Annotated in this window: 10 protein-coding genes; 1 reads left to right on the plus strand and 9 read right to left on the minus strand. The window is 58.7% G+C overall.

Annotated features, from left to right (window positions below):
* Positions 1-48: 48 nt before the first annotated feature.
* From P0D80_RS13750 to P0D80_RS13770, 5 genes are read right to left on the minus strand one after another with little or no spacing between them, the layout of a single operon-like run.
* On the minus strand, positions 49-501 hold the full coding sequence (locus P0D80_RS13750; RefSeq protein WP_408284527.1) for a hypothetical protein: 453 nt from the start codon (positions 499-501) through the stop codon (positions 49-51).
* Positions 502-507: 6 nt separating this feature from the next.
* A complete protein-coding gene (locus P0D80_RS13755; protein WP_408284529.1) occupies positions 508-5,247 on the minus strand; it encodes an RHS repeat-associated core domain-containing protein in 4,740 nt (1,579 codons plus the stop codon).
* Between the two features lie 16 nt (positions 5,248-5,263).
* A complete protein-coding gene (locus P0D80_RS13760; protein ID WP_408284532.1) occupies positions 5,264-5,800 on the minus strand; it encodes a hypothetical protein in 537 nt (178 codons plus the stop codon).
* A gap of 7 nt (positions 5,801-5,807) precedes the next feature.
* Positions 5,808-6,170: a hypothetical protein gene (locus P0D80_RS13765; protein ID WP_408284535.1), complete on the minus strand. Its 363-nt coding sequence runs from the start codon at positions 6,168-6,170 to the stop codon at positions 5,808-5,810.
* A 43-nt stretch (positions 6,171-6,213) separates the two neighbouring features.
* Positions 6,214-9,360 (minus strand): type VI secretion system Vgr family protein, encoded by a 3,147-nt coding sequence (locus P0D80_RS13770; protein ID WP_408284537.1) that lies wholly within the window; start codon positions 9,358-9,360, stop codon positions 6,214-6,216.
* On the opposite strand from P0D80_RS13770, the gene P0D80_RS13775 reads away from it, so the two are divergent.
* Positions 9,313-9,546: a hypothetical protein gene (locus tag P0D80_RS13775; RefSeq protein WP_408284691.1), complete on the plus strand. Its 234-nt coding sequence runs from the start codon at positions 9,313-9,315 to the stop codon at positions 9,544-9,546. The two genes, P0D80_RS13770 and P0D80_RS13775, sit on opposite strands and share 48 nt — an antisense overlap.
* A 380-nt stretch (positions 9,547-9,926) precedes the next feature.
* On the opposite strand, the gene P0D80_RS13780 is transcribed toward P0D80_RS13775, so the two are convergent.
* The 4 genes from P0D80_RS13780 to gyrB all read right to left on the minus strand — a co-directional run bounded on the left by P0D80_RS13780 (position 9,927) and on the right by gyrB (position 14,619).
* Positions 9,927-10,901: a T6SS immunity protein Tli4 family protein gene (locus tag P0D80_RS13780; protein WP_408284540.1), complete on the minus strand. Its 975-nt coding sequence runs from the start codon at positions 10,899-10,901 to the stop codon at positions 9,927-9,929.
* A gap of 56 nt (positions 10,902-10,957) precedes the next feature.
* The gene (locus P0D80_RS13785) at positions 10,958-11,437 is read right to left on the minus strand and encodes a hypothetical protein (protein WP_408284543.1); all 480 of its coding nucleotides are present in this window, start codon (positions 11,435-11,437) and stop codon (positions 10,958-10,960) included.
* Between the two features lie 139 nt (positions 11,438-11,576).
* The gene (locus P0D80_RS13790) at positions 11,577-11,840 is read right to left on the minus strand and encodes a hypothetical protein (RefSeq protein ID WP_408176287.1); all 264 of its coding nucleotides are present in this window, start codon (positions 11,838-11,840) and stop codon (positions 11,577-11,579) included.
* 307 nt (positions 11,841-12,147) lie between these two features.
* Positions 12,148-14,619, minus strand: coding sequence for a DNA topoisomerase (ATP-hydrolyzing) subunit B (gene gyrB / locus P0D80_RS13795; protein ID WP_132376457.1), 2,472 nt, complete (start codon positions 14,617-14,619; stop codon positions 12,148-12,150).
* Positions 14,620-14,630: the final 11 nt, after the last annotated feature.

Consider the following 14,630-nt stretch of genomic DNA (forward strand, 5'->3'; position numbering starts at 1 on the left):
GGAGTTTGTGCGCGCTCAGCCGAGTTTTCGGCCTGTCATGTAATCCGCTTACGCTCTGCCTGTGTATGCGACGCTTGTCGTCACACCCATCGAGCGTAGGTCGGCGTGCACCGTAAGCGTCCCCCAGCTAAAGACAAAGGTATCCGCGCCTGTCGTGGACGATACACAAGGCGATTGTGCTTCTGTGGCGATTATTTTCGACAGCGTCTTCTTCTCCTTGACGAGATCTTCCTCGGTCGCCGACCAGTCGAGCTTTTTGGCCACGCCATCGGTCCAAACGAAGTCGAGCATTGCGAGCTTTTTGTCGCAAAAGCGAGCCGTCACGCCGAACGTCTTGCCCCAAACTTTCACGCTCTTGATGCCGTAGTTTTCCCACTCGCCGTACTTCGCCAGTTCCGTTGCTCCTGTCAAAGGCGATTCGTCAGGCGACGGCCTACCCCGAAACAGGTTCGTTGACGCATCGATAGCCAGCGTGCCAGTGGAAAAATCGAACGTAGCCATCTTTCATTAACTCCCAAACTTCAAAATATTGCCGCCGACGAGGCTGCCCTTGTCGGCGCTCGATACGAAATACTGAGTGCCTCCGCCTTTGCCCAGGTTGGGATTGGCGAGCGACTGTCCCTTCGCCACGCAAATGTCCTTGGTGACAACGAATGCCCTCAATTGGCTTCTCATCGGGCGGGCGTCGACTGTATTGCCTGCGTGCGAAATCTGCGTCATATCGTTGTACTCGCGCGCTGACCCGCCTGTGTTGAGAATCGTGCGAGCGTCGGAGAAATAGTTACCAGGCAAAGCGGTCGCGATCTTGTCGGGCGGCGCATACGGGTACAACGTGTACAACACTGTACCGCGCTTCAAGACCGTGTTCGTGTAGGAGTCGACTCCGGGATAAGGGTCTTTGCCTTGCCAGCTTCGCGCCTGCGCAGCCGGGTCTTTGCCGGCACAGGGATCCTTCTGGCAGCAATCCTTGTTCGGTGTTTGCGCTTTCTTCTTGAGCCCCAACGGGTCGATCCAGCCCGTGGGATTCGGCGCGTACTGGTACACATTCCCGCCGGCCAGCAGTCCGATCGGATCTTTGGACGTAAAACGTCCGGTGCCCGGATCGTAGTATCGGTGACGGTTGTACGCGAGGCCGGTTTCGTCGTCGTAGTGTTGACCCTGGAAGCGAATTGGATTCCGCACAGCGCTGGCCGTCGCTTTCGACACGCGCGCGATTACATTGAGCGCCTCACCCCAGGCCTTGTATTTGGCTTCCCAGACGACTTCACCGAATTCATCGGTAAGCAGTTGCGGCGTGCCGAGCTGATCGCAGTGGTAGTAAAAGATGTGCGCGGGGGGCGGAAGAACGACAGGCTTCAGCAGCGGATCGTCTTCCGGCGCATAGCGATCGGTCTGCTTCCAATCGGGCGTAGCGATACCCGCGATCGCGCCGGAGACGAACTGCGCCAGCGGCACGAATGACCCCGCTTCATATACATAATGCGTGCTGCCTTCATCGGCGCTTTCGTACGCCAGCGTATCGCCGTCCCAGCCGAACGTCGTGCGTTTGCCGTCGACCTCTTTACCGATACGGCGCCCGAACGCGTCGTAGAAATAACGCGCCTCGTGATGGCGCGCCGGCTCAGCAACACTGGCCGCCGTCATCCGGTTGAATTCGTCCCACTCGTAGCGCTGCTCGGCGCCTGCCGAGCGTTTGGAAATCAGGTTGCCGCGGGCATCGTAGGTAAAGTGTGTGCCGGCGTAGTCCTTCAAAAGATTGCCCAGCACTCTCGGCGTCTGCGCCGGCAAGGTACTCGATTGCAGACCGCCGCTAGTGCGTGCCTGGGCCGGATTGCCCGGATCGACAATATTGCTCGCCGGATCGAATGCGAAACGTTCGGTCGCAAAAGGGCTCATTGCTTCGACCAGCCGTCCGACGGGATCGTACTGATAACGCGTCACGCCGTCCCGGCTGTCGTCGATCTCTTTCAGTTGCCCCACGGCATCGTACCGATACCGCCGTGCCACGATCGCAGCGGGTGCGCCGGTGCGTTTGAGCGCCTGGGACTCCATCCGTCCGACCGGGTCATAGCGCGTGTTCTGCGCAATCCGGTTCGACAGCGTGCGTTGTGTTTCACGATGCAGGTCGTCGCGCTCGAACTGAATCAATTCCTGTCCGTCGAGCTGCATGCCGTGCACGTGGCCCGTGCCATACACCAGCCAGTCGACGGCATGACCATCGGGCCGCACGGTTTTGATGCGCGTGCCGATCTCATCGTACTCATGCCGCCACACATAGCTGCGGCGCTCGCCGAATAACGCTTGCGCGTGATGTTCGCGTACCAGATTGCCGACTGGATCGAAGAAGTGCTGCACCCGGCTGACGGCGTTTTGTGCATCGATCAGACGGCCAGTTCCGTCGTACATGAAACGCTCGTCGCCGGCGCCGGCGACGCGCCGCGCGAGGCGTCCACCGCTGTCGTATTCGAGCTGAGTCTTTTGTCCCGCTTCATCGACGGTTTGTAACTGGCCAGTCGCCGCGTCGTAGCCGTACCGGGTCGTCATCCCGTCGAAGCCGATTTCCTCGAGGAGGCGCCCAACCGGATCGTAGTGAAACTGGTAAGTCGCGTGGTTCGAATCGGTGAGTGCGCTCAGCCGTCCGGCGCGGTCGTAGCGATAGCTCAGAAGTTCGCCCGTTGCATCACGACGATGCGCGATTCGCCCGGCGGCATCGTATCCATAGCGGGTGACCTGGTTCAGCGGATCCGTATGCACGAGGAGCCGGCCTTCGGCGTCGTACTCCAGCTTCTCGATTCCCGCGGCAGATTGGACTTGAGCCAGTTGGCCGTTGCCGCCATAGCGATAGGCGACACTCCGCCCGCCCGCGTCTTTGCTCCCGAGCAGGCGGCCTTCTCCATCGTAGGTCCACTGCGTCGTCTTGCCCGAACAATCGGTATAGCTGACAAGGCGGCCCGCGGCATCATAAGCGAGTGCCTTCGCGCCGCCCTTTGCGTCGACGATCTCGGTCGGCTGTCCCTGAGCGTTATAGCTGTATTGCGTCTTGTGACCCAGCGGATCGATCTGCGTGGTGACATTGCCTGCATCGTCATACTCGCGGGCCCAGCGATACGCGTGCGGATCGATGATGACCGTCATCTGATCCTTGGCGTCGTACTCCATGCGTACCACGCTGCCATCCGGGCGCGCCTGTTCGATCAGGTTGCCGCGCTCGTCGTAGGCGAAGCGCTCGACGCTGCCGTCCGGGTAAATATGCTGCGTCAGGTTGTGCTGGGAGTCGCGGTAGAACCACTCATCGAGGCCGTCCGCGTAAATGATCCGATACGTGTAGCCGTCGATATCGAAGTAGTAGCGGGTGAGGTTGCCGAGCCCGTCAGTCACGTCGACGAGACGGATATCCGGATGCCACGCGAGACGCGTGTCGAAGCTACCGTCGTCCGCGTATTCGCGCACGCACTTCGCCTTGGGTCCCGTGCCATCCCATTCGAGATTCATGCCACGACCAGTACGATCCGTGTATCGCGTCACGAGGTGATGTGTATAGGCGTACTCGCGACGATTGCCGTGGCGGTCGGTTGCCGCAATCAGGTCGCCATGCTGGTCGTAGGCGTAACGCACCAGCGTGCCGACTCGTTCGCCTTCCTGGTCGATCTCCACCGCTTCGCTCAGACGGCCGCTCGCGTCGTGCGAAAACACGACGATGCTTTGCGAGGTGATCAGCCGCGTGAGCCGATGCGCGTCGTCGTAATCCAGCGTGATCTGACTGCCGTTGCGGTCCTTCAGGAAAGCGAGCCGGAAAGCACCACCGCGTTTCTCGTACGCTTCGAGCAGTTCATGGCCGCGCGTGAGCGTGAGCCATTGATTGTCGAGCTGCGCGAGCGTGAGATCTTCGGCGAGATCATCGTGCGTCTCACCCGCCTTGAGCAGCGGGTAGTCGAGACTGCGTCCGCTCGGATCGTGATAGACAAGCTTCGCCGCGTGGATATCGAAGCGCGTGGTGTAAGGCGTGATCCAGCGCGCGCCCAGATTGCTTTCGTCGTAGGCGGAGAGAAATGAACGGTACGTGCGTCGCCAGACCACCGGCATTGCGCCGGGCAAAACGAAGTCCTGGTGATCGAAGCGTTCGTCGCCGAGTGCATAGCCGATCGAGCCGCCGCTGCGTCCCAAGCCACAGCTCTTGCAGTCGCTCGCTCCCGGATGCTTGGCCTTCGCCTGCGTCGCGATCGTCTCCAGTTCACCTTCGGTTTTCTTCAACTCGGCTTCAACCTTGCCGGCTGCCTTGATGCCGACGGTCTGTTTGTGTTTCTGCTTTTCCTTCCACTTCGCCACGGCCTGCATCAGCGCGTCGAGCATCCAGATCAGGCCGCCGACATCCGCGCTATTCAAGCCCTTGATCTTCTCCATCACCATCGGAATCGCATGGCGCGCTTCCGCGGCCATCTGCCTGAGCCGTTGGTTCGTGGACGGCGAGATTTCATTCGCTGCACGTGACGCAAGATTCGCCGCGTCCTTCACCAGCACCTTGGTGCCGTCTTTCAGATACGACCACAGGTTCTCGGCGACCTTGCTCGCGTCATGGGCGGCAAAGCCGTCGCCGACTTGTGCGAGATGTTTGTCGGCCGCGCGATAGTTGCCCGACGTGTCGAAGAGCTTGCCCGATGCCGCGCCTTCGAAGACCTGCGCAAGACCTTCGAGCAGCTTCTTTGCATGATCCGCGCAATCGTCGAGCATCTGGGCGAGCTTCGCCTGCACTTCCTGAATGAATTTCTCGATATCGCCAGCGAACTTCGCGCTGATGTGCGCCACCAGCACCGAGATGATCGTATCGGCGATCATCTGCGCGCCGCCCTCCGCCACGGCCTTGGCGCTCTTCGCGAGTTCCTCGCGAGCGAGCTTCATCAGGGGTCGCGCGCCCATACGGAACTCGCCCATCACGGGCGGCAGCGGGATCACGCCGACGAGGTCGATACCCAGATTCAGATAATCGAAGAAGTCTTTCGACTCCGCTTCGATCAGCCGTTTGATATCCATCACGACATCGATCGCCGACAGAATGTTCGAAACGACCGGAATGTAATTGGCCAGTTGCTCGACGCGCTCCAGCGTGATGTAGCCGTCACTGACGCTCTTGAGCCACGCATCGAATTGCTCGAGCGCGGAGCCGACATCCTCCTTGGCGATGGTGACGAGCGGCGCGATGGCGACTTCGGTTCGGACAACGGCGGTAGTCTGGGCAGCGGCTGCGCTCATGCTGGATCAGGTCGGTTTAGTTGCCATGGGAAAAGAGTTTGTCGTAGGCGCATCCGAGCAGAATCCAGCCCGGGCTTTCCTGCTGATCGACAAGCAATCTGATTTCCTTCTCGCCGACCGGCTTGCGATAGTCGACGCCTCGCCAATGCGCGTTTTCGCGCAGTGAAATCGTGCCGGCTCCTTCGCTCATGCCGCCGATGCGTTCGGCCCATTGCCTGGCAACGTTGATTTCGTCGCCTTGGGCTGCGGGAATCGCGAGCAGCATTTGCCGCGGCGATACGAGCGACACCAGATTCGACGATGTACCCCAGGCCTCGATCGGTTTCTGCGTTTTCCAGGCGAGATCGACGGCCTTCTCGTGCGAGGGCTGACTTGCGAAACCCGGCACGGTGGCGTTGTCGACTCTGCCGATGAAGCGGTCGATCTGACGCGCGTCGAGCTTGCACTCGACGAAGCGGGCGATCGTCCGGAGGTCGGCTGTCGACTGGGCGTGCGCGCTTGCGGCAATCGCCACGCCGCACACCATCGCCATTATCGTGTGAGGGAATTTCATCTTCGACTTACTTGACCTTGCAATCGGTCGCGGCCGGGAACGTGGTCGAGAATGCGCCCACACAATGAAGCGTGATCTTTTGGCCGACGCGCGAGCGGATCTTGTCGATGCTTTTTTTGTCCGAAAAGGTCACGCGTACCGCGGAGTCCGAGTCGTCGCCAAGCGTGCCGATGACGTCATCGGTCAGGCCGGAATCGAGGGACAGCAGCTTGCCGGTCAGAGCGAGCGGCTTATCGGTGAATTTCGTCGCGGCGTCGACGTCGCTGTCGTATTGCGACGCCATCGCGACGGCGGAAATCCTCAGTTCGGTTGCCCCGAAAGCCAGCGAGGTGACTGCAAACGCGAATGCGAGAAAGGCCGTTTTCTTCATGATTGGACTGACCGTTGCTTGGTGTCGAATGATCGGCATCGCGTCAGACAATGCCGTTGATTGCCGGCAATGCGCTCCGTGCCGATTGCGCGATGCTGCTGATTTCCTTGGCCGTGCTTGCGGCCTGACTGGCTTGTGAGACCGCGGCGCTGGCGCCTGAAGGTAACGCCTTGGTGAGCGCGTTTTGGGCGTATCCGGTGGCCTGGCTTTTCGCCATCGACGTTAGGCCGCCGCTGCCTTGTGAGGCGATGTCGGCGAGGCTCGCGAGTTGCGACGCCCCGCCGACGGCCGAGCCCACCGCGCCCTTCGCCGTACTGGCCAACGCGCTCGCTGCACTCGCTGCAACGCCGGAGCTTCCGGCCGCGGCGGCTGCGCCCGACGTGCTGCTAACCGCGGCAGGCAGGAACGAAGCCATCTGCGATGCGGCTGCGGCGTCGCCGGACGCGTGCAACGGCTCGGCTGGCCAGTTCATGCTCTTGAAGTAATTGGCCGGCTGCGAGGGATCGCGAGGATCGGCGCCGAATTGCACTTGCGCCACGCCTGGCGGCAAACCGCTGACCGTCATGCGACCGTTTGCATCCAGCGCGCCTTGACGCAGAACTCCGCCGTTGGCGTCCAGTACCGAAAACTGCCCGCCTTTGACCGGCTCGCCATTCGCGTATTGATGGAGCAACTCGAGCTGTCCCGGTTGATCGGGACGGGCCGACGGCAGTGGATAGCCCTGACTCGTCGGGCCGTTGAAGCTATGCTGCGCACCTTTGACATCGACCATGCCCGGCGCGTGAATATCGATGTTGCCGCCCGCGATACGGATGTACGCGCCGCCGCTCGTCAACAGGATCTCCTGATCGGCGGCTGCTTCGATTTTTTCGGTTGCCGAGAGCAACCTGAAGGTTTTCTGCGCGGTGAGTTCGACGTTGTCCGACTGTGACTGGATTTCGACTTTGCCCTTCGCCGCGAACAACTTCATGCCCGCGTTCTGCACGAACAGGCTGATCTTTTCACCGACGCTGGCGAGAAGCGATTTTCCCGTGGCGATGTGTGTGCTCTGCCCGCTGACCAGATTGACATGCTCTGTCGCGGTGCTGTGCGCCGACTTCTGCGTCGAGATTGCGATGCCCGCCGGCGTGGCGAACAGCATGATCGGCTCCTTGAAGGCGTTGGCGCTGCCTGTGCCGCCGCCGGCTGTGTTGCCTCCGCTGCTTGTAGCGCCCGACACGCTGTTCTGCGTGGCATCCGTGAAAGACTTCAGTGCGTCGTGGCCTTCGTTCAGACTTTCGGCCTGGTGTGTCTCGCTCGCCCGTGAGAGCGCTTCGATCACGCTTTCGGAATTGGTCAGTTGGCTGTTGGCGTCGCGCACATCGAGCGGCTGGCTCGACGTGCCGTTGGCCGGATGCGTCGTGACGTAAAGACCTTGCGCCGCGCGAACTGCGCCATAGGCGTCAGACTTGAGATCGAAACCGCTGCCGAGATACGCACCACGCGAGTTGCCGTTCTGGGCGATCAGATAACCGAGGTGCAGTTGCGCGTTGGTGCTCGAGCTGTAGAGCTGCACGCGGTTCTGACCGGTGGCATCGTCCATCACCATCTGGTTGTAGCCGCTGCCCTGATATTCCTTCGACTTGTGGCCGGAGAGAATACCGTTCGAATGCCAGTCCGGCGTTTTCGCGCCGTTGTAGACGCGACCGGTGACAATGGGCCGGTCGCAATCGCCGTCGAGGAAAGAAACGATCACTTCCTCCCCGATGCGCGGGACGTGAACACCGCCATAACTACCGCCAGCGTCCGACTGCGCGACGCGGATCCAGCACGACGCATTCTCGTCGCCCGGATTCAGGCGATCCCAATGCATCTGAACTTTGATGCGGTTCAGTTGATCGGTGTACACCTCTTCGTTCGCCGGACCGACCACGGTCGCGGTTTGCATGTGCATCTCGGGTTTTTCATGCTCGAACGGGCTGCGGAAGGGGATGGCCTTGCGTTGGGCTTCAACCGTTGCCATGAAGAAGCCTTCGCTGCCGTCCGTGGCTTTGACCACCAGCGTCGGATTGTTCGCGTGCTGCGCGCGGGCCGCGGCGATTTTTTGCTTCAGGCTATGCGGAAAGTCCGTCGTGCCGCTCGAGACGGGCAGGTTGTTCTCGATCACCCACTCGACCGCGATGACCGCGAACTGCCGCTCCTGTGCGCTGCCCGCGCCGTGGTCCGGATGATTGGTGAGTTCGAACCAGCGGCCGGCATCGACACGGCGTACCGCGCCCACACCGCTGAAGCGCTTGGCGCGCGACTCCCATTCTTCCATCCGCACCTTCGAGAGCTGGTCGCCGCGGTTCTGTTTGGCGTAAGAATACGCGCCGGTGTACTCGTACACTTCGGCCTGCTGCGGCAGATCACCTTGGGTGCTCAAGGTCGGCGTCGCCGTGCCTTTCGGATTCGCGGCTGGGGACGGCACCTTGTAGTCGAAGGTGCGGGTGATGAGCGACGTGCTCTGCAACGTGCGGGTGCCGCTCCATTGCACGAAGGCATCCGTTTCACTGTTGGTGCCCGAGCGGTAGAAATCCACCGTTTGTGGCGAAAGCGGTTGCAGGGTACTGATATCGTCGGTAACGACCAGGATGTGCGATTTACCATCCGCAGCCTGTTCGAAATAGCCGAACAGGCCTTCCGTTTCCATCAGCCTTTGACAGAAATTCCAGTCATCCTCGGATTGCACGCAGAATGAACGCTGCGGCAATGGGTTTCTCAAGCTGAAGCGGAAAGCACCCTGCGCCTGCGGATGCATATTGAATACATCGGTGAGAATTTCATCGACGGTTTTATCCTGCCAGATGCGTGCATCTTTTCTGAAGCGCAGAAAATGCATCCATGAGACAAAGCCGATCTGATAGCTGGTAATCTCGCTGTCGGAGCCTAAACGACGGGCGGTATGGACATAACCATGGTGCGGGGCGTACGAGTGGTCGGTTTGCTGAAGCCACAGTGTGACCGGCTGGGCGATCAGCTTCTTGAGTTCGATATTGTTGGTGGTGGAAACTGTGTCCAACGTGAATTCGTAATCGCGGCCAAGACGGGAATGCCCTACCACCCTTTGCGGCAATAGGACGTCAGTACCCAGCGGCGTGTCGAGTTTCAGCAGGCGCTCGCTTTGCAACAATCCGCCTTTTATCGCCGCAATAATCTCCTGCGCGCCCATACCGCCTCTTTTTATGCAATTCGCGCCCCCGCGCTACCGCGCGATAATACAAAAGATTACGAGGATGTCGCAATCGTATTATTAAAGGCAAATGTTAAATCGGAAATTGTTTCTGGGTGGGTCTCGACTTTGTTTTTGCCGGTAAAAATAACTTGTCGGCCCGTATTCGGCATTCAGGGTGGCTAATGTCAAAACAAATACCGAACGCATCTGCAGCCTGCCGATGTAGCGCGCTCCACGGGCAGAGTCTTTGTCCAGTAGTCATCGGTCAGCGTTACAGCCTCCGCAGCGGCGAGACGCGCCAGAAACTGGTCGGCTGACTTCAAATCTCGTAGCTCGGCGCGATCCTGCTCCATTCTTGACTCAGGTGAAGAGGTGAAGCGAATCGTCCACCATCTAAGTGGTGTACACGGCCGAAGCTGAATGTTTCATACTCTGTAAAAACGCGGTATTGAAATTAGTGAAGCGTCGATAAGTTAATTGCGGCGCCCGATGTATCACCAACGTCAGTCCGATGCACCCCACGATCATCATCGCTGTATGCACCGGCCCACCAACGTCCCCCACTATTGAGCCGCCCGCCGCCTTATCGACGCCGCAATCCCCTTCGCCATCAGATCAAGCTCCTCCGCCGACACAGGCGCATTCCCCTTTGCATCCTTCGCGTTTCTCTCAACCAGGAGAAGCAGATTAGGCGTATCAACCGGTGCATTAGAATCCCCTTGCACCGTAGCCAGATACCCATAATCCGTCGAGCCGTCATCGCGTGTGATGATCGCCGATGTTTCAACGCCCTCCCGGCCATCGAGCTTGACCGTCCGGTAAGGCGCCGCACCAACAAGCTTGATCCGCTTGCCGATTCCGTATTCATAACCCCACACGAACTCGCTCTTTTGTTTAGACGTCAGCTTGGGGTCAACTGCCAACGCTTTCTCATCGAGAAAAAAAATTGTGACGTCGGGATGGTTCTTCAAACGAAACGATACGCCCACCTGGCGCGCCGAGTCTTTCCCGTTATCGGCAACGAACATGTCCGGCAGACATACACCATCGCCTTTGGGAATTTCGTAGGCATTGCGCGCGGAAAGACCCTTTAGAACCGCTTCAGTACGTTGCTTCGCCACAGAAGGATCCGACGATGACTCGCGAAAGCTGATTGCCCGCCCATTCTCATAAATGTAGAACCCAGCCGCACGATGCCCGGCCCAGGCAAATGCGTCCGGCCGTCCCGCCGGTATCACCTCAAACCGGCCGTTCTCATCGGTCGACGCTGAGCTCGAAATCACCCGCGTTTTAATCCCATCCAGGATCGAACCGAAGTCAGCATGCGACATCGATCCGGTTATCCGGAAAGTACCGTTATAAATAAAAACGGAGTGCATTGCCGGCTGATCGTCGGAAAACCGAATTGGATTTTCTTGCGGCTTGGAAAACGCGGTGGGAATCAAAGCAACATCGACATCGCCAGGAATCGTCAATTCATAGCGGCCGACGCATTCCTGATGTGCTTCCGCCATGGCACGAGACGACACAGATTGCATCGCACACACCAACGACGCAAGTGCGACCAATTTCCAGCGACTTCTAAACTGTCTCATCAGCTAAGTTCTTCCCCCTTACTCGCATCGGCAGCCGACGCATCCTGTTCATATGCGTCAGTTGGTTTCGGCACCTGATAGTTCTCCGCAACAAGCGACGTGGCAAAACCCAAGTTGTTGTTCTCGCCTTTCGTCCACTCAATAGGAAGCGAAACAATGAATCCCGCGAGTTGGGACAAACTGGCCGCGGCCTTCTCGTGCTGCGGCTTCGCCCAGAAGGCCTCGTCGAAAGGCATCTTCCCACCAGTCGACTTTTTTTCCGGATCCCATGTTGGCCATATAGACGCGAAATCGCCTTGCTCATCCGGCGAATCTGACAAAGCTCGATTGCGAGGAATAAAGGAAAACGCCGCTTCATATAACTTCTGATTCGCGTCCGCCACCGTCTGTATCGCTTTCCAGTTCGCCGGATTAGCAGGCTGATTGATCGCTCCCATCAACTGCGTCGCCAGCCGGACGTTGCCCGCGATGCCAAACAATTTTTTCCAAACCTCCTGCCGCAGATGCCGTGCAAACGCCCTCGTCACCTTGACGTGGCCACTCCCGTCGATGTCGTGTTTCTCCGTTGCGCTATCCGCAACCAGAACGGCGATTTCAGAGTCCCGCGACCCCAACAGACTATAGCAGCCACATCATCTCCGCTACCAGTTGCTTAGCCGCGTCTTCAACGGGCGCGAGCTGCTGTTTCAGCTTCTCTAGGTACTTACCGTCGCCGAGGTCCGGCCTTCTGACGAAGTACTTGTCGAGCAGTTCCAGTGCCGATGACGTCCAAAGATGCTTGCTTGTGAGGACGGAACCGCTGCCTAGTAGCGCTGCTTCGCGCCAATGCGCGGCCGCCTCTAGGATCGATTTCGAATCGTCGTCGCCGCAGTACCTGCTCATATCATGCTCTCAGATTATTAGACGCGCCGACGCAGACGGGCGACAGTTGCCACAGTCGCGACGGCAAACGGGAGAATACTTTAAATATGATATCGGCGGAATGAAACTCGGTGGCTGCTCTAGTGCGTAATCCCCGGTGCGGAGGAAAATGAATCGGTAAAAAATCTTCAACAGAGATATCTGTGCATGCATCCTGGGATGCCGCGGGACGCGGACAGTCTGAACCATAAAAAAGACCCGTAAGTTTCTCAACTTACGGGTCCTGTGTTCTTACGTCATGCATTTATCTCAGCAGAGGAGGTCCTTCTTAAACATCAATATTCCCCGCCCGCAACGCATTCGACTCAATAAACGCCCGACGCGGCTCCACATCGTCCCCCATGAGCGTAGTGAAAATGCCATCAGCCGCAATAGCATCCTCAATCTGCACACGAAGCAAGCGACGCACAGTCGGATCCATCGTAGTCTCCCAAAGCTGCCCAGGGTTCATCTCACCGAGGCCCTTATAGCGCTGCTTCGAGATATTGCGCTCAGCATCAGCCAGCAACCACTTCATCGCACTCTTGAAGTCAGTAACAGCCATACTCCGCTCACCACGCTTAATGACAGCACCGACCCCAATCAACCCCTTAAACGTATTAGCAGTATTGATCAGCTGCTGGTAATCAGCGGTGAGTTGAAAATCCTGATCCAACACAGAAATCTTCTGATTCCCGTGATGCGTCCGCGCGACGCGCAACGAGCGCAGTTCACGCACCGGGTCATACATCGTCGTAACCTTAACTTCGGGCTTCAACGGATCATCCCGCAGCTTCGCTTCCAGAGCCTTAGCCGATGCATCAGCCGCTTCCTCGCTGGACAGATCGATCGCGATCCCATCCATCACAGCCTCGAGCGCGCCAGCGTCATACAACCGGCTCAGACGATTCACCACAGCCTGAGCCAGCAAATAAGCCCGAGCCAACTCACCCAACGCATCCCCAGTAATCGGCGTAGCCCCTTCAGAAGCCAGCAACTCCGACCCCTGCAAAGCCAGCTTCAGAATGTGAGCATTAACCTCAGCCTCATCCTTCAAATACCGCTCGTCCTTCCCGGCCTTGATCTTGAACAGCGGCGGCTGCGCGATATAGATATACCCACGCTCGATCATCTCCGGCATCTGCCGATAGAAGAACGTCAACAACAGCGTCCGAATGTGCGCACCGTCCACGTCAGCATCGGTCATGATAATGATGCGGTGATAACGCAGCTTATCGAGGTTGTAGTCTTCCTTACCAATCCCGCAACCGAGCGCGGTGATCAAAGTAACAATCTGCTCCGAAGAAAGCAGCTTGTCATAGCGTGCCTTCTCCACATTAAGCACCTTGCCGCGCAGCGGCAGAATCGCCTGAAACTTCCGATCCCGACCCTGCTTCGCCGACCCGCCTGCCGAGTCACCCTCGACGATATAAATCTCAGACTTGGCCGGATCCTTCTCCTGACAATCCGCCAGTTTCCCAGGCAACCCAACACCGTCGAGCACACCCTTGCGACGCGTCATCTCCCGCGCCTTCCGCGCCGCATCCCGCGCGCGCGCCGCATCCACAATCTTGCCGCAAATAATCTTCGCGTCATTCGGCGTCTCAAGCAGAAACTCTTCGAGCGCCTTCGCGACCACATCTTCCACTGGCGCGCGCACTTCCGACGACACCAGCTTGTCCTTCGTCTGCGCGCTGAACTTCGGTTCCGGCACCTTCACCGACAACACGCACGACAGCCCTTCACGCATATCGTCACCCGAAGTCTCAACCTTCGCCTTCTTAGCGACTTCGTGATCGTTGATGTACTTGTTCAACACGCGCGTCATCGCCGCACGCAACCCGGTCAAGTGCGTCCCACCATCACGCTGCGGAATGTTGTTCGTAAAGCACAGCACGTTTTCGTTGTAGCTGTCGTTCCACTGCATCGCCACTTCCACGCCCACGCCATCTTTCTCGCCGCTGATGTGGAAAATGTTCGGGTGCAGCACGGACTTGTTCTTGTTGATGTACTCGACAAAGCCCTTCACGCCGCCCACGAACGCGAAATCTTCTTCCTTGCCGGTGCGCTGGTCGGTCAGCTTGATCCGCACGCCGTTATTCAGGAACGACAGCTCGCGAATCCGCTTGGCCAGAATGTCGTAGTGATATTCGATGTTGCCGAAAATCGTCTCGTCCGCGAGGAAGTGCACTTCAGTGCCGCGGTTTTCGGTGTCGCCGGTGACTTGAATCGGCGAAACAGCCACGCCGTCGATCTCTTCGATAATGCGGTTCTGCGGCACGCCACGGTGGAATTCCATGAAGTGCTTCTTGCCGTCGCGGCGAATGGTCAAACGCAGCCATGCCGACAGCGCATTCACGCACGACACGCCCACGCCGTGCAGGCCGCCGGACACCTTGTAGCTGTTCTGGTCGAACTTGCCGCCGGCGTGCAGCTCGGTCATCACAATTTCAGCGGCGCTGCGCTTTGGATCGTGCTTGTCGTCCATCTTCAGACCGGTCGGCACGCCGCGGCCGTTGTCGGTGATGGAAATGGAGTTGTCCGCGTGAATGATCACCTGGATGTCGTTGCAGTGCCCCGCCAACGCTTCGTCGATGGAGTTGTCCAGCACTTCGAATACGAGGTGATGCAGACCGGTCCCGTCCGATGTATCCCCGATGTACATCCCGGGCCGCTTGCGCACCGCCTCCAGACCTTCGAGGATCTGAATCGAGGATGCGCCGTAGCTGTTGTCGGGTTGCGAATTGTTCGTTTCAGTCATGGATTTTTTCC

The organism is Paraburkholderia sp. RL17-373-BIF-A (assembly GCF_046030175.1).
Lineage (GTDB): Bacteria > Pseudomonadota > Gammaproteobacteria > Burkholderiales > Burkholderiaceae > Paraburkholderia.